This window comes from Pectobacterium sp. IFB5596, assembly GCF_021432585.1.
In the GTDB taxonomy this organism is placed as follows: Bacteria; Pseudomonadota; Gammaproteobacteria; order Enterobacterales; family Enterobacteriaceae; genus Pectobacterium; species Pectobacterium punjabense.
Map to the genome: position 1 here is coordinate 116,598 of NZ_LXFY01000006.1, position 21,361 is coordinate 137,958.

Here is a 21,361-nt window from a genome sequence, read left to right on the forward strand (position 1 = left end):
ACAGTGAGGCACTGAATGATTGGCATCCAGAAAACATCAACAACATCCACTGTTAATCAACTGACAGAAGCAGGCATAACCAAAAAAACAAAGGCACTCTCAACAAACACTCAGTCGCCCTCGTCCTCCATCGATCCAGATAAACCAAACCAAACCAGCTCCGTGTCAACACTCGCGAGACAATTGAGCGATGCCGCTGTCAGGGCTGAGGCCAGAGACGCCAAAAGCGACCGCAGTACATTGGCAGCCAAAGCCAGAAGCGTGGATGATGAACTAGTCGGTGTGAATTACGCCAATAACAAAAAAACCCACGATGCGGAAATCCCCAATAGCGATGACCCTGAGCGATTAGCCAGAGCGAAACAAGCTACGGCGTATAACAATCGCCAAGGAAGCAACCCTTTCAGAGGCCTGTCTCGTGAACAACTGGCGCTGATTACCTATGACGACAGCGGAACCTTTACCGTGAATGAACGGCGTGCTGCCTGGAGTGAAGCTTATGACCAAGAGCAAGTATGGCGTACGATGGCCGTAGCGCAAAGTAAGCTGGAGTGGAATCGCGGTGAGTTTAAACAGACTGAATTTTTTAAAATGGTGTTAGCTCATCATGAAAGTCTGCCATTGATTGAGCAAGTACAGGCACCAGAAGGCTATGTACCCCGACTTAAGTACATGATAGAAATGGACTTCAACTTTATGACGGGTGAATCAGGCAAAAATGCAGATCCGTTTAAGCGCCTATTTGAACTCCTTTCCACCACGAAACTTCACTTAGAAGATGGCAAACTCACTCTGGATACCACCAAAGATGCATGAGCGAGCCCACCAGATAATGAGCAGATGATCATACCCGCATAGGTATTTACTCTTGTGTTGGGATGACTTCAAAAGCGCTGATTTGATCTTTTTTTCGCATGACTTTATTGGCGTACATTGCAGCATCTGCACGGCGGATCGCACCATCGGGTTCATCGATGGAAGGATCTGCCATGACGACCCCCATGCTTGCACCTAAGTATTCGATGCTGACCGTACCGAGTGGATAATTCCCCTGTAACAAGGGCGTCATACTGTCTCTAAAGGAAGAGACTACGTGCTCTTTTTCACCCTCTGCAATATTCACCATGCGGGCGAAAACAAATTCATCACCACCCAGTCGACCAACAACATCACCGGGATTTCCCCACATTAACAAGCGTTGAGCAACCTCTTGTAAGAAGGTATCACCGGCGTCATGGCCAAACTGGTCGTTAATTTTTTTAAAGCCATCGAGGTCAATGAACACAATCAATGCCTGCTGGTTGTCATTCTTTGCCTGAGAAAACAGCGCTTCCAGAGAGTAAAACACGCCACGACGGTTAAGCAGTCCGGTCAGTGAATCGGTGTAAGAATATTCATGCAACGCCGCATTCGCGGCCGTTAACTGCTGCACCAGCCACTCTTTCTGCACCTGTTGAGCAATAAGCTGCGCGAACAAACTCAGGATTTGTTCACCTTTAGTTGTCAGCGGTTTATGGTCAGAGCTCGCTGCACAGAGCGTGCCATATAATTGCCCATCTTCCATACGTACCGGTGTACTGGCATAAGTCATAATGCCCAGCGCTTTCGCCGCCTGCGAATCCCCCCAGCACGCTGACACATCAGGCGTATAGCTTTGCCCTTCATCCAATGCACGTTTGCATAACGTGTCGTGCCACGGGACCGATATCCCCTCGGGGATATTGAGCGTTTTAGTGTTATGAGCAAACAGGATATTTTGGAAGCCCGCTTCGGTGTCTACCTGCGTCAAATAGGTCGATTCAAGGTCGGTGACCAATTCCAGCATGACCAATAACTGGCGAACTAGCCCCTCGAAGGAAGCCTCTGAACGTAACGCATTCGACAGGTGAGAAAGCAAATTATCAGTCATAACAATAAATCCCAACGGTGCCTATTTTTAAATAAAAAACAATCAATTAAAATAATTTTGACGTATTTAAATCCGCCATCTGTGCAAACTGATTATCTCTACGATGATCTGTCCATATTACAGAAATCATACGCGCCTTTCGTCTCTCGTCTACCCATTTGCACGCTGTAAGTTTAGATCATTCCGTTTTCTATAATCGGTCAAAAAAGGCCATCTTTTATGCAACATGCCTAAGATCCATCAGCCCCGCCAGGCTAAACCTGACATTCTGCTATTGCCATCACACTTACCTATCAAGGCCACACGATCCGTTTGACTTTCTCGCACACGAGGACTTACAACAGCACTACAGGCGTGTAACTAGTTTTCTAGGCAAGACCTGAAGCTCTCCCTCTCTGGTATCAGGGGATGAGCTTCAGGTCTTTTTCGTTTCTGGACCAGAGGAACCGTCGTATGAGCCACATAACAACGGATAACAACGTGACAAACTATGCTGCCACCGCTGAAAAAATCATCATATTAGTCGGCGGGATTGACAACATCGAACACATTGAACACTGCTCTACACGGCTGCGGCTGAGCCTTTATGACAACAGTCTGGTAAACCAGTACGAACTGGGCAAGGTACCGGGCGTACTAGGCGTTCGAGTCAACGTACAGTGCCAGGTGATCATTGGTAGCGACGTCATGCAAGTGTACGATGCAGTGCAAAACCTCGCCGCAGGTCGTAAAGACACAGGTCGCGTCGCGCCAGCAAAAAATCGCACGGCTTTTGTTATTGATTTTATCATCAGCGTTTTTCAGCCGCTGGTGCCTGCTATTGCGGGCGGCGGCGTGCTCAAATCGCTGTTATTGCTGCTGGATCTGCTTGGCTGGCTCACCAAAGACAGCTCAACATATAAAGTGCTGGACAACATCGGTTCCGCCCCGCTCTATTTTCTGCCGATTCTGGTGGGCATCACCACGGCGATGAAACTGAAAGTGAATGTGTTGGTTGCCGTTTCTGCCGTCTCCGTTATGGTACTGCCCGCCATGTCTAAACAACTGGCAGAAGGCGCGGAGTTTCTCTCTCTGGATCTGAAAAATGTCGCTTACGCGTCACAGGTTTTCCCGGCGATTCTCTGCGTCATTTTCTATGCGCAAACCGAAAAGATCTTCAACCGCTACTCACCAAGCGCCCTGCGTATTTTTCTGTCGCCGATGCTTTCACTGCTCGTCACCGTTCCGGTCACGTTGCTGGTTCTTGGCCCGCTTGGTTATGAAGTCGGCGCAGGTCTGGCTAGCGTAATCCTCTGGCTATACAGCAAATTAGGCTTTGTCGCAACGGCGTTGCTCGCTGCTGCGCTGCCATTCATGGTGGCATCAGGGATGCATAAGCCGATGCTGCCCTATGCCGTTTCATCCATGAGCCAGTTTGGGAAGGAAATGCTCTATCTACCCGCATCGCTTGCGCACAACATTGCCGAATCCGGCGCCTGCATGGCGATTGCGCTCAAAAGTAAAGACAAAACGCTAAAATCGACGGCGCTTTCAGCCGGTATTTCCGCCCTATTCGGCATTACTGAACCGGCACTGTACGGGATTACCCTACTGAATAAAAAAGCGCTCTACAGCGTGTTAGCAGGTAGTCTGGTCGGCGGCGCGTTTATCGGGTGGATGGCGATTGAAGCCTTTGCGCTGGTTGGGCCCGGTCTGGCAAGTATTTCCATGTTCGTCTCACCAGAGAATGGCTGGAATATCATTTATGCCATCGCCGGTGCTGCGCTCTCCTTTGTCATCGCCTTTCTCTCCGCGCTGTTCCTCTGGCGAGAAGAGAAACCTGCTGCCATAGAAGACGGCCATCATGCGGTTACCGAGTGCCAGTTCGCCAGCCCAATTGAAGGAAAAGTGATTCCGCTGGAAAGCGTAAATGATGAAATTTTCTCCAAACGTATTATGGGCGACGGTATCGCCATCATTCCCGAGAGAGGTGTGCTCTACGCTCCGGCGAGCGGCACGATTGAGAACGTGTTTGAAACGGGTCACGCCGTCAGCATGCTCACCGATAGCGGTGCCGAACTGATTTTTCATATCGGCATCGATACCATCAAGCTCAACGGTCAGGGCTTTCAGCCGAAAGTCACGGCCGGTCAACAGGTTAATACCGGCGATGTCCTCGTTGAATTTGACCTCGATAGCCTCATCGCTGCGGGTTACGATCCCGTTGTCATGATGGTTATCACCAACAGCGAACGCTTTCGCGTGATACCGGAAGCCACTGACGTCGCCATCTCTCCCCACACCATCATCATGACCTTAAAGGAGTCTGTGTAATGGATAAAAACATCGCATTCCCGGAACACTTTTTATGGGGCGGCGCGATTGCCGCCAATCAGGCCGAAGGCGCATGGAATGAAGACGGCAAGGGGCCGTCCGTCGCGGATGCTATTACCTGGAAACCGAATCTCGATCTGAAGAATTATCATGCCCACATGGCACTGACGGATGAAAACGTTGCCGACGCACTCAGCGGCAAAAATGATGCGTTCTACCCCAAACGGCGCGGTATCGATTTTTACCACCGCTACAAAGGCGATCTGGCGCTGTTTGCCGAAATAGGCTTCAAGGTGCTGCGCGTTTCCATCGCCTGGTCGCGTATTTTCCCGACCGGGGAAGACAGTGAACCGAATGAAGCTGGCTTACAATTTTACGACAATCTTTTCAGCGAGATGCGCAAACTCGGCATCGAGCCGCTGGTGACGCTTTCACATTATGAAATGCCGCTGGCGCTGAGTGAAAAATACAACGGCTGGGTGCACCGCAACGTACTGGATGCCTTCGTGCGCTTCAGCAATGTCTGCTTCGATCGTTATAAGGATCTCGTTCGCTACTGGTTGACCTTTAACGAGATCGACAGTATCCATCGCCACCCGTTCACCACCGCAGGTATCCGCGAAGAAAAAAGCGTATCGGGGCAGGCTAAGCAGGATATTTATCAGGGATTGCATCACCAGTTTGTTGCTTCGGCTATCGTCACTCGCGACTGCCATGAAAAAATCCCCGGCAGTCAGGTCGGATGCATGCTGACCAAGCTGACGACCTACCCGCACTCCTGTCGTCCAGAAGATGTCGAAGCCGCGCTGAAAAAGAACCTCGAAAATTATTTCTATGCCGATGTACAGGTATTTGGCGAGTATCCACCGCTTATCAAGCGCGATCTTGAAAGGAGAGGTATCGACATCACTATGCAGCCTGAGGATCTGACCATACTCAAGCAGCACACCGTAGATTTTGTCTCGTTCAGCTACTATATGTCGCTCACCGAATCCACGCAGCCGGACGCCGAGAGAATACCGGGCAATACCGTTCTAGGCGTGAAAAACCCGTACCTGCCCGCCTCGGATTGGGGATGGCAAATCGACCCCATTGGGCTGAAAATTTCCCTGCTGGAGCTTTACGATCGCTATCAAAAGCCGCTGTTTATTGTCGAGAATGGTTTGGGCGCGAAAGACGTTGTCGAGAACGGAAAAATCCACGATCCTTACCGCATTGATTATTTTCGTTCACATTTCGAGCAAATGCGTGAAGCGATTAGCGAAGGCGTTGAGCTGATGGGGTTCACCAGTTGGGGAGCGATTGACATCATCAGCGCAGGAACCTCACAAATGTCCAAGCGCTATGGTTTTATCTACGTCGATCAGGATGATGAAGGTAACGGTTCGCTGGCGCGTCTGAGAAAGGATTCGTTCTACTGGTATCAGAAAGTCATCGCCACCAACGGCAGCGATCTCACCTGACAAATAGGTTCAGCCGCAGGTTAAGCATGTAATGGCAGGGAACGAAAGTGACGAGGAATCCCGCGTGATTAAAGTGAAAAAAGCCTTAAACAACAGCATGCTGTTAGTCGATCATGAACAGCAGGAGATGATCCTGTTGGGAAAAGGCATCGGATTTGGTGCCAGACCCGGCTCATTGATTGATGTGACGCACGTTGAGCAGGTTTTCATTCCGCTGGAAAACCTGAAATCACGACATTTCCTTTCCTTGACCGACACCATTCCTGCGGCTTTTTTTGACATTACGCAGGAGATCGTCACGCTAGCGCAAAGTCAGTACGCCGAAAAGCTTAATTCAGTGCTGTTCTTTACGCTGGCAGAACATCTCTATTTCGCGGTTGAACGCAGCAAAACGGGCAGCCACTTCATCAATAAGCTCAGTTGGGAAGTGAAACGTTATTACCAAAAAGAGTACGCCCTCGGCGTGCAGGCAAAAGATTGCGTATCGTCGCGCTTTAACGTCACGCTTTCTGATGATGAAGCCGTCAATATTGCGTTTCATCTCATTAATGCCGCAGGCAGTGCCGAAATTGCCGATGCCCACCAGCAGGTTCAATTGGTGAATCGTCTGGCAGAGATAGTACGCTACAAATTAAACAAGAATATCGACGTCAACGCCGTCGATTATCTCCGCTTTATCACCCATCTGCGTTATTTCTCCGAACGGGTAATTGCCCGCAAAATCGCACCGGGACGCACAGACGATTTCTATCAGGAATTGCTGAAACATTACCCTGAGGCGATGGCGATTTCATGGGCGATCAGGGATTATGTGCAGGAAAAATACCACATGGCCTTGCCGAAAGAAGAGCTCACTTGGCTAACTATGCATATCAGCAGGCTGGCCGCTAGCCAGACGCCGTAGTATTTGCCTCACGCAAGATAATCATCTGGCGCTGTTTTACCCACGCGCAGACCAATAAGGCAACAGGCCATCTTGATGAGCCTGGATGTTGACCCCCATCACGATAACGACGCGCATGCATTAATGAGATTGCAAACAAGAGTGATTATCATATATAGTTTTTGTCACCTGCCGAAAATATCTCCTTATTTTATTAATTTACGCATCACATTCACTCTGGAGAAGATAATAACATGTCAAAAACGCTGTCTGTTCTGCGCAAAAAAGCGCGCCTGCTCACGCTAGCCTCATCGTTAATGCTGGCCTACGCCCTGCCTGCTGCTGCCGCAGATGACTCTCTGACTCTCTATACCACGCGTGAGCCCGGCCTGATTCAGCCGCTGCTGGATGCGTTCACCAAAGAGACGTCGGTTAAAGTGAATACCGTCTTCATCAAGGACGGCATGCTGGAGCGTGTGAAGGCAGAAGGCCAAAACTCACCGGCTGACCTGCTGATGACCGTTGATGCCGGTAACCTGATCGATCTGGTAGAAGCGGGTGTCACCCAGCCGATTCAGTCCAGTACATTAACCGAGGCTATCCCGGCGGCGCTGCGCGACAAAGATAACCAATGGTTTGGTCTGTCAATGCGCTCTCGCGTGCTCTATGCGGAAAAGTCACTGCCGCTGACCGGCATTACTTACGAAAATCTGGCCGATCCGAAATGGAAAGGCAAAGTGTGTATCCGTGCGGGTCAACACCCTTACAATACTGCACTGGTTGCCGCGATGATTGCCCACCACGGTGAAGCCAAAACCGAAACCTGGCTGCGCGGAGTGAAAGACAACCTGGCGCGTAAAGCGACGGGCGGTGACCGCGACGTTGCGCGCGATATCCTCGGTGGTATCTGCGATGTGGGTCTGGCGAACTCTTATTATGTCGGCCATATGAAGAACGCCAAAGAAGGCACCGATGCCCGTAAATGGGGCGATGCCATCAAAGTCGTTCAGCCTACATTTGAAAACGGCGGCACACACGTCAATATCAGCGGTGCCGCGGTTGCACGTCATGCTCCGCATAAAGATCAGGCCGTGAAATTGATGGAATATCTGGTCTCCGCTCCGGCTCAGCAGATCTACGCTCAGGCAAACTACGAATATCCGGTTCGCAAAGGTGTCACGCTGGATTCCACCATCGGCAGCACGATTGGTGAAGTGAATGTGGATAGCATTCCGCTGACTGACATCGTTAAATTCCGTAAACAGGCTAGTCAGTTGGTAGATAAAGTTGGATTCGATCAATAAGACCGGTTCGTCAACCCTGCGCGGCGCCTTCGGGCGGCCGCGCCTCTTTTTTTCTCCGCTTCGCATCTCTGCCGTCATCATTGCACTCGGTGTTCTGGCCCCGCTGGTTTCCCTGCTTTGGCTAGCGGCTGGTGCGGGTGTTGGCCATTGGGATCACCTGATGCGCTACGTGCTACCCGATGCCGCACTCAATACGCTCATTCTGCTCGTCGGCGTCGGCGTGCTCGTTATGGTGATTGGCGCAGGCTGCGCCTGGCTGGTAACCGCGTTTGATTTCCCCGGCAGACAGCTCGTTAGCTGGGCGCTGCTGCTACCGCTGGCGATGCCAACCTATATTGTCGCGTTTGCCTGGCTCGATCTGCTGCATCCGATAGGGCCGATTCAGGAAGCGATCCGCAACGTGTTGGGCTACGACAGTCCACGTCAGTTCCGCTTACCGGATCTGCGATCCATGGCGGGTGCGATTCTGCTACTCGGTCTGGTGCTCTATCCGTACGTTTATCTAACCATGCGCGCGATGTTTATCAGCCAGCCAGCACACTTGCTGGAAGCCGCACGCACGCTAGGATTGAGCGCAACCGGCACTTTCCTGCACGTCGCCCTGCCGATGGCACGCCCCGCGTTGGCTGTCGGCACCAGTCTGGCCTTGCTGGAAACGCTGAATGATATTGGTGCCTCCGAATTCCTTGGGGTGAATACGCTGACCGTGACGGTTTACACCACCTGGGTCACCCGTTCGGATTTACCCGCCGCGGCACAGATTGCCTGCACGATGCTGACGGTCGTTATCCTGCTGCTGACGCTGGAGTATTACGGCCGGAAAAACCAGCGCTACGGCACCAGCCGACAAATGCGCGGCATCATGCCCGCACCGCTGAAAGGTGTTCGCGCCTGGTTGGCAACCGGAGTGACCGCGTTGCCTATCCTGCTCGGCTTCATCGCTCCTGCCCTCTTTCTGGCATGGGAAAGCGCGAAACGACTGGGCGATAGCGTGACGATCTCCGCGGGTCTGATACAGTCGTTGCAGAACTCGCTGCTGCTGGCCGCTGGCGTCACGCTGGTTGTCACGTTCGTTAGCCTGATTATTGCGTGGTATGCCCGTCATTCGGCTATCACCGACCGTTCACCGGAACGCCGCCGCACGATACTCAGAATTGCCTCGCTGGGCTATGCCGTCCCCGGTACGGTACTGGCGATTGGCATGCTGACGCCCGGTATGGCGACGGATAATTTCCTCGCCGACTTGCTAGGCTACAAGGGATTGCCGCTGCTTTCCGCCGGTATTCTGCTGGTAGTCTGCTGCGCCATTCGCTTTATGGCAATTGGGATAGGTGCACTTGATGCGGGGCTGACACGCATTCCCCCCGTCATGGAACAGGCGTCGCGTCTGCTGGGCGAAAGTGAATTCGTCACCTTTTTCCGCGTGCACCTTCCCCTACTGCGACCCGCGCTGGTGACCAGTGCGCTGCTGGTGTTTGCCGACGCGATGAAAGAACTCCCCGCCACGCTGCTGCTGCGGCCGGTTAATTTCGAAACGCTGGCGACCGTGCTCTATGCCGAAGCCGCCAGAGGTACGTACGAAGAAGGCGCGATTGCCGCGCTGCTGATCGTGCTGGCGGGTACGCTTCCCGTTGTGCTGCTGGCTCGCAGTCAGCTAAAAACGCCGGTTGAGAAAGAATGAAAATCATGAGGAAGAGTCAAGGTGTCTGAGGCTACACTCGTTCTGAATAATGTCCACGTTGCCTACGGGCACAAGCATAATGTTCATCACGTGCTGAACGGTTTTTCTATGGAAGTTGCCGCGGGTGAACTGGCCTGTCTGCTGGGCGCATCAGGATGCGGTAAAACCACGGCTTTACGCGCGATTGCGGGTTTCGAGCACGTGAGTCAGGGAACGATTCACGTCGGCGGACGCTGTGTGGCAGGTCCAGACATGCATCTGCCACCGGAACAGCGCAATGTCGGGATGGTGTTTCAGGACTACGCGCTGTTTCCCCATCTGACCGCTGCGCAGAACATTGCCTTTGGCCTGAGAAAACAGCCAAAGGATCTCCAGCAATCGCGCGTCCGCGCCATGCTTGGGCTGGTCGATCTCGTCTCGCTGGCACAGCGCTATCCGCATGAGATGTCCGGCGGACAACAGCAACGTATTGCACTCGCGCGAGCGCTGGCCCCGCAACCCGCCGTGCTACTGCTCGACGAACCGCTATCCAGCCTCGACCCCGACAGCCGCAAACGACTCGGGCAGGAAGTCCGCGACATCCTACGCGATGCCGGACAAACCGCGCTTCTGGTCACGCACAGCGAGCAGGAGGCTGAGCTGATGGCTAGCCACATTGGGTATTTGAAAGAAGGAAAACTCGATAATATTTCGGTGAACCGGGATGCCTGATTCAGGTGGTTCACCCCTGACAATATGGGAAATAATGAGTATGATTAAATCCTATCAGTATGTTGAAGGGGTAGACAATGAGAACAACACAGCAGATGAGTATAACGTTGCCAAATGAAATGGCTGCGCAAGTGAAAGCACGAGTTGCCAGTGGTGAATACGCGTCAGAAAGTGAGGTTATTCGGGAAGGACTTCGAGCGCTGATTGCACGCGACAATGCAGTAGAGAATTGGTTACAGGAACAAGTCGTTCCCGCCTGGAACGCGCTGCAACGCGGTGAAACAGAAAGCCTCAGCAGTAGCGACATGAGGAACAGATTAAAAGCCGAGTTCAGGAAGATGACCGGAGAAAAGTAATGGATTATAGGGTCGTATTCGCACCGGAAGCGGAGGAACAACTCGCAGCACTATACCGCTACATCGCGAGGGTTTCGTCACCCAAAACTGCACTCAGCTATACCGAAAGCATTGTCAGTTACTGTGAGTCGCTTGAGTTATTTCCTGAAAGAGGAAACCAGCGCAACGATATTTTTCCTGGACTGCGTGTCACTAATCACAGCAAACGAACACTCATTGCTTTTATGGTGGACAAAGAGAAACAAACGGTAACGGTTCTGGGCATTTGGCATGGCGGACAGGATTATGAAAGCGACCTGCTGTCAGATGAAACTGATTAAATATATTGGATTAGCGAGCTAACTTTCCCAAGTACATTATGGCAGTAACCTACAGGTTATCTATAAGCCACTGCCCATTCTCACGTTCGTTTGTCAGTATGCTACGCTTTGCCCTTCCTGTGCTTATCCGCATACTCAGGGCTGTTGATCCACTGGTGATCGGCTTCCCAGGTGAAACGCCACTGCCGCGTAGGGCCTGCCATTACATTCAGATAGTAGCTGTCATAACCCGCAATCGTGGCGACCGGATGGTAGCCACGCGGTACCTGCACCACATCCTTATCGTATACCGCCATGCATTCATCTAATGAACGGTCATCGGTATAGACGCGTTGCAGGCAGAATCCCTGTTCTGGATTCAACCGATGGTAGTAGGTTTCTTCCAGATAGGTTTCCTGCGGCGGATTATCGACGTCATGCTTATGGCTGGGGTAAGAGCTAGTGCAGCCTTCATCAGTGTACACTTCAACCACTAGCAAACTATCCGCCGCTTTATCTTCCGGCAAAATGTTATGCACGTAGCGCTGGTTATTGCCGGCACCACGCTGCTCGGCGTCAATATCCTGCGGCGCGATCAGCCGAGTGGGATGCGTGCCGAACCCCGGTGCGGCGCATACTGCCAGCTCCAGCACGGTGTGTGCCGTCACCGTAATCGTTTCACCAGCCGTGACATAAACCGCATAAGGCTTTCTACGCTCAAACGGGCTCATTCGGTCGCCAATCTGCTCGAACAGCTCACTCGGCGTGACAACGGTAGCTTTACCGCTGACCAGTACCAGACAGCGTTCGTTATCGCTGGCGGGCAGCGATAACACCTGTTCTGGAGCCAGTTGATACACATCGAACCCCACGTATCGCCAGCCCGCCGTTTCCGGCGTGATGTGCTGCGTACGACCATGTTCGTCAGGGGCACGGTGACGTGATAAGAGTCGGGACATCTTTTGGCCTCCTATAGCACCACAAATCAGATCAATTCCGCCTGCTGAGCGAAACGTTGCAAATTATTGTAGCCCAGTGTTGCATAGGTTAGCGGATGTGCGACGGCAGGATCCTGTTCCGCTTCGACAACCAGCCACCCGCTGTAGTTATGGGCTTTCAGGATGCTAAACACCGCCGGATAGTCCACACAGCCATCTCCTGGCACGGTAAAGACGCCGCTCAGCACCGCATCTAAAAAACTCGTCTTACGGTTTTTCACATCTTTCAGCACGTCTGGACGGATATCTTTGCAGTGAACGTGATTGATACGGCTAATCCAGCGCTTGGCTACCGCCACCGGATCGGCACCCGCAAACGTCAGGTGTCCGGTATCCAGCAGTAGCCCGACTTCCGGCCCGGTGTGTTCCATCAGATTATCCACATCCTGCGCGCTTTCAATCACCGTCCCCATATGGTGGTGGTAAGCAATCTGCACGCCCTGACTTTGCGTGTAGCGTGCAAATTCAGTCAGCTTCTTGCCGTATTCCGGCCAGCGTTCTTCCGGGAAACGCGGACGCAGATGAACCGGTTTTTGTTGATCGCCGTGAATCGCGCCCGTGACTTCGGCAAACACCAGTACCGTCGCGCCGAGGTCGCGCAGCAATGCCAGATGCCCCTGCACCGCTTCAATTTCTTCTTCAACCGAGCGGGTCAGCAGTTCACCGGAATACCAGCCGGAAACTAAGCGCAGATCGTGCGCTTGCAGGATTGGTCCCAGCACGCTGGCCTGACGCGGGAATTTATTACCTAATTCAAAACCAACGAACCCCGCCTGCCGCCCTTCGCTCAGACAGGTTTCCAGCGGGGTGTCTGCTCCCAGAGAAGGCAGATCGTCATTGGTCCAAGTGAGTGGATTAATACCAAGTTGAACAGTCATCTTATTTTCCCTTTATTCGATTATATAGAAATGGGTTAACCGCGCTGACGCCAGACGGCGATCAGTTGCAGGTAGTTATGTTTAACTTGCTCAATCAATTCCGCGTCATCGATCTCATTGCGCAGCCACTTTTGCGCTGGCTGGGCAAACAGGGTGCGCCCGACAGCGAACCCTTTCACAATCGGGAAACCCACAGCGGCGCTAAAGCCTTGTTGCAGTGTTTCCAGCGGCGCATCCAGTCCGAGAATCACCACCCCTCGACAGTAGGGATCGCGCTGCGCCAGCAGCGGTGTCAGTTGCGCCCATCCTGCGGAAGACAGCGGTGGCAATTTCCACCAGTCGGGACGCACGCCGAGGTTATAAAAACGTTGAATCGCACGCAGATAAAGTGCATCACTGTGCCGCATCCCCGCAGGTAGAATGACTTCAAGCAGCAGCTCATGACCGGATTGACGACAGGCCTGATAGACCTCCATCACCTTCATTTCCTGCTCGCGCCGCAGCGCGTGGGCGTCTTCTGGGTGGAAGAACACCAGACATTTCACTATGTGCTCCAGCGGCCAGCTCACCAGCTGTGAGCCGATATTGCCGCGCTCCATCATTAACGGGCGCGATCCCGGCAGCTCAATCGGTCGGCCGATCCACCAGCCTTTTCCAGTGATGTCATTCAGCGCATCCTGTCCGAACGTACCGTCACACAGCAGACCTGCTTTGCCCTCCAGCCCCGCTTGCTGTGCCGCCTCATAGCTGGCACGTAGAATCAGTTTCTTCAGCGCCGGAATACGGCTGATTTCCGTGCCGCAATTCAGCGCCATGTCTTCCAGTTGACTGCGGTGATCGAACGCAATCACGCATAACTCATGCCACTGTTTACGCCGTGTCGTAACGCGATGTAGATGGTTAAGTTCTTCATCCAGATCGGGACGTGGGACGCTCGCCGCGCGGGCTAAATAGTTATCCAACTCGATCTTGCTTGGCATGGCTGGCGCGCAGCCGTGGCGTGATACCACCAGCGCGCCACAAGCATTGGCGTACGCGCAGGCTTTCTCCCAACCTTCGCCGTTGAGATAGCCACGCAGCAGACCAGACATAAACGCATCGCCCGCCCCCAGCACATTCAGCACATCCACGCGAACGCCTTTGATCGTGATGCCTTTATCCAGATGGTCAGGGATAGCGTCACTAAACACCGAGCAGCCCAATGCTCCACGTTTGCATACCAGCTCTGCCTGCGTGTGCTGACGTACCGTACGCAGCGCCTGCAAGGTATCCGTACTGCCGCCCGCAATGTGGAACTCTTCCTCGGTGCCGACAATCACGTCAAACAGCGACAGCACCTGCTGCAACTGCTCTGTGACCGCCTGCGCTTCAACAAAGCGGGTTTCACCGTCGCCCAGCGACGTCAGCCCCCACAGCACCGGGCGGTAGTCAATATCCAGCGCCGTCTTCACCCCGTTACGCCGCGCGTATTGCAGCGCCGTTAGCACCGCTTCACGCGTGTTCGGATGAGAGAGATGCGTGCCAGTAATCGCCAGGCAGCGTGACGACGCGATGTAATCCTCGGTGAAATCTTCCGGTGAGATCGCCATATCGGCGCAGTTGTCGCGGTAGAAAATCAGCGGAAAGGTATCGCGATCCTTGATACCCAACAGCACTAGTGCTGTCAGGCGTTCCTTATCGGTAATCAAATGGCTGGTGTCGCAGCCAACCTGATTCAACTCTTCACGCAGGAAGCGCCCCATATGCTCATCGCCCACCCGCGCCAGCATAGAAGAACGCAACCCCTGTCGCGCCGTGCCGTAAGCCACGTTGCCGGACGACCCGCCCAGATACTTGGCAAAGCTACCCATGTCTTCCAGACGCGCGCCGATTTGCTGCCCGTACAGATCGACAGCAACGCGCCCCATGCAAATCACATCAAACGTCTTTTCCTTACTCATAGCAGCCAGTCCTGTAAAAATCGCGTAAAAAAGCCGTCATTAGCCCACCTCGTCCACGTTCACCCAGCGCGCCGCTTCGTGTGACAGCACGATCGCATCCAGAATTCGCGAGACTTTCCAGCCCTCTTCGAAATCCGGCCACATCGGAACGTCAGCGGCAATACCGTCAATCAGATCGCGCACCTCCACCGTTTTCTGATCGTTAAACCCAATACCGTGTCCAGCGCTGGCGCAGAAGGCCGCGTAATCAGGATGCTGTGGCCCGGTCAGCAATGTTTTAAACCCCTGCCGATGTTCCGGTTCGTCATGCCGATAGAGTTTCAGCTCCGCCATGCGTTCCTGCGTGAAACTCAGCGTGCCTTTGGTGCCAGTCACCACGTAGGTCAGACCCATTTTTCGTCCGCAGGCAATTCGCGAGGTTTCAATCACGCCCCTTGCGCCGCTGGCAAACCGCACCATGGCATGCGCCTGATCTTCATTTTCGACCTGTACTAATTCGCTGCTACCCGGTGCCGTCGGGCGTTGTGCAATCACGGTTTGTAGATCGCCGCAGACGCTGGCGATATCGCCCACCAGATACTGCGCCATGTTGACGATATGCGCCGCCAGATCCCCCAATGCCCCTAGCCCGGCAGTTTCTTTGAAACAGTGCCAGTCTGCGGGTTTGTGCGGATCGGCCAGATAATCCTCATTGTGCGTACCGTAAAAATGCACCACCTCGCCAATTTCGCCGCTGGCGATGATCTCTTTGGCCAGTTGCGAAGTCGGATTCTTCATGTAATTGAAACCCACCAGCGTTTTCACGCCCGCCCGCTGCGCCGCATCAACCATTTCTCTGGCATCACGCGCATTCAGCGCCAGCGGTTTTTCCGAGTAAACATGCTTGCCGTGCTGGATAGCCGCCATCGCCATCGTCTTATGCAGAAAGTTCGGCGCGCAGATATCCACTACGTCAATGTCGGGATCGGCCACCAGCTCACGCCAGTCCCCCGTTGAGCGCTGAAAACCAAATTCCTGCGCCCGCCTGGCAGCCAGTTCAGGCGACACTTCCGCCAGCATGGCTTTCACCAAATGCCCCTTCAGCGGGAAGACCGTCGGCGCCTGTGCGTAGGCGATGGCATGGGCACGACCGATATAGCCGGTGCCGATTAACCCAATGCGTACCTCTTTCATATCCACCTCGGTGTAAAAAAGATTGGGTACAGGTGCGGATCAAATCGCACCGCGACGGCTCTTGGCATAAGTATCGAATGCCACGGCCAGCACAATGATCAGCCCGGTGATAATCTGCTGGTAGTAAGCCGATACATTCATCAACACCAGCCCGTTAATCAGAATACCCATGATGATCGAGCCGATAATCGTGCCGCTGATTCGTCCATAGCCGCCCATCAGCGAGGTGCCGCCGATCACCACCGAGGCGATGACGCGCAGTTCGAAAGTGATCCCCGCGACGGCTTCCGCGCTACCAAGGCGGGCGCTGAGGATAAAGCCCGCCAGTCCGGCCAGACAGCCAATCACGACGTAGACGCTGACCAGTACACGCTGCACATTCACACCCGCCAGTCGCGCAGCTTCGGTATTGCCGCCAATGGCGTAAACGAAGCGACCCCAGCGGGTTTTATGCAACGCCAGATAGCCCAGCAAAGCGACCAACGCAAAGATCCAGATCGGTACCGAAATACCGAGAATTTCACCCCGCCCCCACCAGCGATAGCCGGGGTCAAAACCAGCAATTGGTGCGCCGTCGTTCATCACCAGCGTTAACCCGCGCCAGATCGTCATCCCGCCCAGCGTGACGATGAACGGCGGCAGGCGCAGTTTGGTCACGCCCAAACCGTGCAGAAAGCCAATGAAAGTGCCCATTGCCAGACAGACGCCCAACGCAACCAGCCAGCTCAAGCCGTACCAGGCATCGGGATCGACAGTGGTGAAGTTGTCGCCTTTAATTACCGATGCAGCGGTGATCGCACATACCGCCAGAATTGAACCGACGGACAGGTCAATCCCGGCGGTCAGAATGACAAACGTCATCCCTACCGCCATGATGCCGTAGATGGAGACTTCGGTCAGGATGTTGGTGATGTTGCGTTCGGACAGAAAGTTGCTGTTCTGCGACTGAAAGAAAATCAGCAGTAAAATCATGAAAATAAACACGCCGAAGCGTTCGAAAAAGGCAATCGGGTCAAAACGTCCGCGCGGATTGGACGGCGTAATGCTCTTAGAAAGCGGCTGCTGGGACATGCGTCACCTCCGTTATGCTGCGTGTAATGCGTCGTGGCAAATGGCCATCATCGTCATCAGTTTTTCTTCTGTGGCGTCATCGCCATGAATTTCCCCGCTGATCCGCCCTTCGCTGAGCGTGATGATGCGGTCTGAAATCGCCATGATTTCCGGCAGGTCTGAGGAAATCACAATCACAGCGACGCCCCGTTTTGCCATATCGAACAGCACCTGATGGACTTCAGACTTGGTGCCGACATCAATGCCGCGCGTAGGTTCATCCACGATCAATACCTTGGGGTTCAGTGCCATACAGCGGGCAAGAATCACCTTTTGCTGATTCCCCCCCGACAGCTTGCGCACTTCCTGCTCGCTGTTCACCATTTTGATATGCAGCGCCTGACGGTAGGCATCAATCAGATCGTCTTCCTTACGGGTGTTCACAAACCAGCGCCAGCGCATAAGCGACGAGAGATTGGAGAGCGAGATATTTTCCCTGATAGATAACCCCAGCACCGCGCCCTCTTTCTTGCGGTCTTCCGGCACCAGGGCAATGCCCTGCGACAGCGCATGCAGCGGCGTGGAGGGATGATAAGGTACGTCATCCAACACAAACTCACCGGTAGAGAAAGTGTCGGCACCAAACAAACAACGTGCAATTTCCGTGCGCCCAGCGCCGACCAGCCCTGCGATACCGAGCACTTCGCCCGCATGTACCTGAAAATTGATATCTTTCAGTGCGATACCGTGCGCATCCAGCGGCGGTTTTTCCCGGCTTAAGCCCTTTACCGCTAGCCGTACCGGTTTATCCTGATGATGCGTCTCGGAAGGTGGGCGGCGGTTGAACACCACGTCACGCCCCACCATCAGGCGAATGATTTCCTGCACGTTGGTGCTGGCGACATCCCCAGAACCGGTATAGCGGCCATCCTGAAACACGGTAAAGCGATCGCATAATTGGAAAACTTCATGGAGTCGGTGCGTCACATACACCACGCTCACGCCGCGACCTTTTAGTTCACGTACTACGCGGTGCAGGCTATCGACTTCGCTATCGCTTAGCGCCGCCGATGGTTCATCCATCACAATCAGTTTGGCGTTCAGCGTCAGCGCTCTGGCGATCTCCACCATCTGCTGCTGCGCCACGCTCAAACGTGCCACCTGCGTCGTCGGCGCAATATTCAATTTCAGGTAATCGAGTACCGCTTTCGCCTCGCGATTAACCGCCAGCGCGTCGACAAATAACCCACTGCTCTGAGGTTCACGCCCCAGGAACATGTTTTCCGCCACGCTCATATTGGGCAGCAGATTAAATTCCTGATAAATGGTGATAATCCCCCGCTTTTGGCGTTCAACGGGCGATTCGAGCGGTAACAGCGTCTCACCACCAAACCAGATGTCGCCGCTGGTCTGCGGCTGCGCCCCTGCCAGCGCCTTTAACAGCGTTGATTTACCCGCGCCATTTTCGCCCAATAGCGCATGAATCTCTCCCGGCTGTACGGTCAGTTGCGCATTACTCAGCGCCCAAACGCCAGAGAAGCTCTTTGCCAGATTGGTGATGTTCAGTAGGGGTTCCGTCATGCGTACCTTCCTCCCGCAAGGCCGCGCGAACGCGGCCTGCTGAATACCTTTATTGATTACGTAGAAAACGATTTATTTACCCGCTTCGCCAATGCGCTCGGCATCGTTCAGGTTATCTTTGGTAATCATGGTCGGTTGGTAGTCTGCCCCGGTGATCGGCGCTTTACTGCGGATGTTATTGGTTAACTGCGTTAACGCAGTGGTCACCGCATAGCCTGGACGCTGATCGGCGGTAACCGCCAGCCAACCGTCGCGTACGCGAGCCAGCGCTTCCGGCACGGCGTCAAAGCCGGTCACCATCACGTCGCCGGGTTTCAGCCCCTGCCCCTGTAACGCTTCAATCGCACCCAGCGCCATGTCGTCATTCGCAGAGAGGATCACCTGCGGGCGTTTAGGCAGCGAAGGAAAAACGCTTTCCACGATGCGCATCCCTTCGGAACGCATCCAGTTCCCCGTCTGGTCCGCGACGATGTGGTATTTGCTGCCACCCGCTTTCAGGCTGTCGCGAATCCCCTGCGTACGCTCGATGTTAGAAGACGAACCCGGTTGACCGGTCAGCAGAATGATCTCTGCACCATCTGGGAATTTGGTTTTGACATAGTCAGCAATCGCCTGACCGCCTTTATAGTTATTGGCACCAAAGTGCGGCACTGCTTTTTCCGTTTTTACCGAACGATCCAGCGTCACCACGGGCAGCTTGGCATCCTGAATTTCGGTCACCGCGCTGGAAACTGCGTTGACGTCATTCGGTGACACAACAAAGCCCTGTGCACCACGCGTGATGGCATTTTCTAAATCGGCTGCCTGCTTCGGCGAACTACCCTGCCCATCCAACACTTGCAAATTCACGCCCAATTCTTTGGCGGCTTTGACGGCGGTGCGCTGCATGTGAACTTCAAACGGCATAGCGAGATTCGGCGTACTGAAAACGATTTGTTCATTTTGGGCCTGAGCAAAACCAGACAGACCCAGTACGATGGCGATTGCGGAAACGCTGATGATCTTTTTCATATGTCTTTTCTCTTCATCTGCTTCTGTTATGGGTATGGGTGTAGGGTTGAAAGCAGGTAACACGCGGTGTGCCGATAGGGTTACACGGCGACCTCCTTGCCTTGAGCCAGGGATTCAAAGGCTTTATCCGCCAGATTCAGCGCACGCTCACCGTCCAGACCGGAGCACTCCGGCTGCGTGCGACCATGCAAGACCTCGACAAAGTGCTGCCACTCCGCTGCATAGGCCGCGTGATAACGTTGCAGGAAGAAATATTCAGGTTTCGCTGCCAGACAACCGTCGTCGGTCCACTGCTCGACCACGTTTTCACGGATATTGCCCGCGCTGAGTACGCCTTTCGCACCGTGCAACTCGAGGCGCTGATCGTAGCCATAGCCGGAACGGCGGCTGTTGACGATGGTCGCCATCGCGCCAGAGGCGAATTTCAGCACGATAAATGCGGTATCGATGTCGCCCGCTTCACCAATCGCCGGATCGACCAGATTGCTGCCTTGTGCAAAGACCGACACCGGCTCTTCGCCCATAATGAAGCGTGCCATATCGAAATCATGAATCGTCATATCGCGGAACATACCGCCGGAAACGCGGACGTACTCAGCAGGCGGTGGAGAAGGATCGCGAGAGATAATCAGGAGGGATTCCGGTTTGCCGATATTGCCTTCACCTGCCAGCGTTTTGACACGGCGGAATTGTGGGTCGTAACGGCGGTTGAAGCCCACAAACAATGGCACGTTCTGCTGTTTGACAACGGTCAGGCAGTCGCGAACGCGGGCAATATCCAGATGTACCGGTTTTTCACAGAAAATGGCCTTGCCGTGTTTTGCGGCTAACTCAATCAGGTCAGCGTGCGTGTCAGTCGCGGAAGCAATCAGAACGGCATGCACGGCCGGATCGTTCATGACCTCATCAACAGTTTGGACTTTGGTATGGTAACGTTCTGCCAGCGCCGTGGCATTGGTTGGGTTGGGATCGACCACCGCGTACAGGTTGGTTTCTTTGTGTGCCGCGATGTTCACTGCATGAACCTGACCGATGCGGCCAGCGCCCAGTAAAGCGATGTTAAACATAGTTTCTCCCTTGCTGCCTGAGTGATATTTAACGCCAGACTGATAAAGTGACGGGATGACGGTGAATTTCATTCTCTCCAGCCCCATCACTCACTTTTTACCGCAAATCCTGATAGCTAAAATAAAACATTTATTTCAATTTTGTATAAATTGAAAATTATGTTTTTGCGCGTCAGTTAACATTTTCATGACATCTTCACTGTTTTCTGCAACCCCAATCACACATCCTGTGAGAACGTTTGTGGGGGTATACATGCCTATCAGGGGGATCGCTCAGGCGCTGGCGTAAAAAGAAGGGAAAAATGAAACCGCGGTTTGAAAATGAAATGGATGTTTCAGATTGATTCAGGAGTATAGGGAAGGATTAGGCAACACTACAGATCGCAAACTTCATCTGCACAGACTGTCTCTTCATCACATTTTATGCAGATGCAGAGACCGTTTCGTGCGCTACAATACAGCCATTCCATGCCACCTCGTAGCACGCGCCCGACACAGGGCGGCTTGTATCTTATCCCATGTGGTGATTAGCTATCCCCACATGGGACAGAGAGAGTTTCAACGGGCGGCAAAGATAAACCTTGTGATTGAGTTAAAACCCTCTGTTTCACCTTTCACGCCAGCATTAACATTGAACGGTTACCTAGAGCACTGACTCTGAATGTACAAGCGGAACGGGCGTGACGGCTTCAGTGAAAGGGGGACATGATGTATTACATCGGCATTGATATCAGTAAACGTTTC

The 21,361-nt window shown here is 53.5% G+C and carries 18 protein-coding genes; 9 read left to right on the forward strand and 9 right to left on the reverse strand.

The window, feature by feature from the left end; genetic code table 11:
• The first annotated feature begins 15 nt into the window (after nt 1-15).
• Entirely contained in the window at nt 16-816 is an 801-nt protein-coding gene (locus A6301_RS07560; RefSeq protein ID WP_215483785.1) for a hypothetical protein, read from the forward strand.
• A 46-nt stretch (nt 817-862) separates the two neighbouring features.
• On the opposite strand, the gene A6301_RS07565 is transcribed toward A6301_RS07560, so the two are convergent.
• Complete coding sequence (locus A6301_RS07565; protein ID WP_107169914.1) at nt 863-1,909, reverse strand: sensor domain-containing diguanylate cyclase; 1,047 nt, start codon at nt 1,907-1,909, stop codon at nt 863-865.
• 453 nt (nt 1,910-2,362) lie between these two features.
• On the opposite strand from A6301_RS07565, the gene A6301_RS07570 reads away from it, so the two are divergent.
• The 8 genes from A6301_RS07570 (at nt 2,363) to A6301_RS07605 (ending at nt 10,940) form a co-directional block, all read left to right on the forward strand.
• On the forward strand, nt 2,363-4,222 hold the full coding sequence (locus A6301_RS07570; protein WP_234257473.1) for a beta-glucoside-specific PTS transporter subunit IIABC: 1,860 nt from the start codon (nt 2,363-2,365) through the stop codon (nt 4,220-4,222).
• On the forward strand, nt 4,222-5,685 hold the full coding sequence (locus A6301_RS07575) for a glycoside hydrolase family 1 protein (RefSeq protein ID WP_234257474.1): 1,464 nt from the start codon (nt 4,222-4,224) through the stop codon (nt 5,683-5,685). The genes A6301_RS07570 and A6301_RS07575 overlap by 1 nt, the downstream gene beginning before the upstream one ends.
• Nucleotides 5,686-5,749: 64 nt before the next feature.
• Nucleotides 5,750-6,589: a PRD domain-containing protein gene (locus tag A6301_RS07580; RefSeq protein WP_107169948.1), complete on the forward strand. Its 840-nt coding sequence runs from the start codon at nt 5,750-5,752 to the stop codon at nt 6,587-6,589.
• 233 nt (nt 6,590-6,822) lie between these two features.
• Nucleotides 6,823-7,872 carry a Fe(3+) ABC transporter substrate-binding protein gene (locus A6301_RS07585; RefSeq protein ID WP_234257475.1) on the forward strand — a complete coding sequence of 350 codons (1,050 nt, stop codon included), beginning with the start codon at nt 6,823-6,825 and terminating at the stop codon, nt 7,870-7,872.
• Nucleotides 7,856-9,553 (forward strand): iron ABC transporter permease, encoded by a 1,698-nt coding sequence (locus tag A6301_RS07590; RefSeq protein ID WP_234257476.1) that lies wholly within the window; start codon nt 7,856-7,858, stop codon nt 9,551-9,553. Before A6301_RS07585 ends, A6301_RS07590 begins: the two co-directional genes overlap by 17 nt.
• A 21-nt stretch (nt 9,554-9,574) precedes the next feature.
• Nucleotides 9,575-10,264 carry an ABC transporter ATP-binding protein gene (locus A6301_RS07595; protein WP_234257477.1) on the forward strand — a complete coding sequence of 230 codons (690 nt, stop codon included), beginning with the start codon at nt 9,575-9,577 and terminating at the stop codon, nt 10,262-10,264.
• A gap of 77 nt (nt 10,265-10,341) precedes the next feature.
• Nucleotides 10,342-10,620 carry a type II toxin-antitoxin system ParD family antitoxin gene (locus tag A6301_RS07600; RefSeq protein WP_010281452.1) on the forward strand — a complete coding sequence of 93 codons (279 nt, stop codon included), beginning with the start codon at nt 10,342-10,344 and terminating at the stop codon, nt 10,618-10,620.
• Nucleotides 10,620-10,940: a type II toxin-antitoxin system RelE/ParE family toxin gene (locus A6301_RS07605; RefSeq protein ID WP_107169908.1), complete on the forward strand. Its 321-nt coding sequence runs from the start codon at nt 10,620-10,622 to the stop codon at nt 10,938-10,940. Before A6301_RS07600 ends, A6301_RS07605 begins: the two co-directional genes overlap by 1 nt.
• A 101-nt stretch (nt 10,941-11,041) precedes the next feature.
• Here A6301_RS07605 and iolB read toward each other — a convergent pair whose 3' ends face one another.
• From iolB to iolG, 8 genes are all read right to left on the reverse strand, one after another.
• On the reverse strand, nt 11,042-11,878 hold the full coding sequence (gene iolB, locus A6301_RS07610) for a 5-deoxy-glucuronate isomerase (protein WP_234257478.1): 837 nt from the start codon (nt 11,876-11,878) through the stop codon (nt 11,042-11,044).
• A gap of 26 nt (nt 11,879-11,904) precedes the next feature.
• Nucleotides 11,905-12,795, reverse strand: a complete 891-nt coding sequence (gene iolE / locus A6301_RS07615) for a myo-inosose-2 dehydratase (RefSeq protein ID WP_107169906.1) — start codon at nt 12,793-12,795, stop codon at nt 11,905-11,907.
• Nucleotides 12,796-12,830: 35 nt separating this feature from the next.
• The gene (gene iolC / locus A6301_RS07620; RefSeq protein ID WP_234257479.1) at nt 12,831-14,735 is read right to left on the reverse strand and encodes a 5-dehydro-2-deoxygluconokinase; all 1,905 of its coding nucleotides are present in this window, start codon (nt 14,733-14,735) and stop codon (nt 12,831-12,833) included.
• 39 nt (nt 14,736-14,774) lie between these two features.
• Nucleotides 14,775-15,908, reverse strand: a complete 1,134-nt coding sequence (locus A6301_RS07625) for a Gfo/Idh/MocA family protein (protein ID WP_215483791.1) — start codon at nt 15,906-15,908, stop codon at nt 14,775-14,777.
• Between the two features lie 39 nt (nt 15,909-15,947).
• Nucleotides 15,948-16,979 carry an ABC transporter permease gene (locus A6301_RS07630; RefSeq protein WP_010281439.1) on the reverse strand — a complete coding sequence of 344 codons (1,032 nt, stop codon included), beginning with the start codon at nt 16,977-16,979 and terminating at the stop codon, nt 15,948-15,950.
• A 12-nt stretch (nt 16,980-16,991) separates the two neighbouring features.
• Entirely contained in the window at nt 16,992-18,539 is a 1,548-nt protein-coding gene (locus tag A6301_RS07635) for a sugar ABC transporter ATP-binding protein (RefSeq protein ID WP_234257480.1), read from the reverse strand.
• 72 nt (nt 18,540-18,611) lie between these two features.
• Nucleotides 18,612-19,550, reverse strand: coding sequence for a substrate-binding domain-containing protein (locus A6301_RS07640; protein WP_234257481.1), 939 nt, complete (start codon nt 19,548-19,550; stop codon nt 18,612-18,614).
• An 80-nt stretch (nt 19,551-19,630) separates the two neighbouring features.
• Nucleotides 19,631-20,617 (reverse strand): inositol 2-dehydrogenase, encoded by a 987-nt coding sequence (gene iolG, locus A6301_RS07645; RefSeq protein ID WP_107169947.1) that lies wholly within the window; start codon nt 20,615-20,617, stop codon nt 19,631-19,633.
• Between the last annotated feature and the right edge of the window lie 744 nt (nt 20,618-21,361).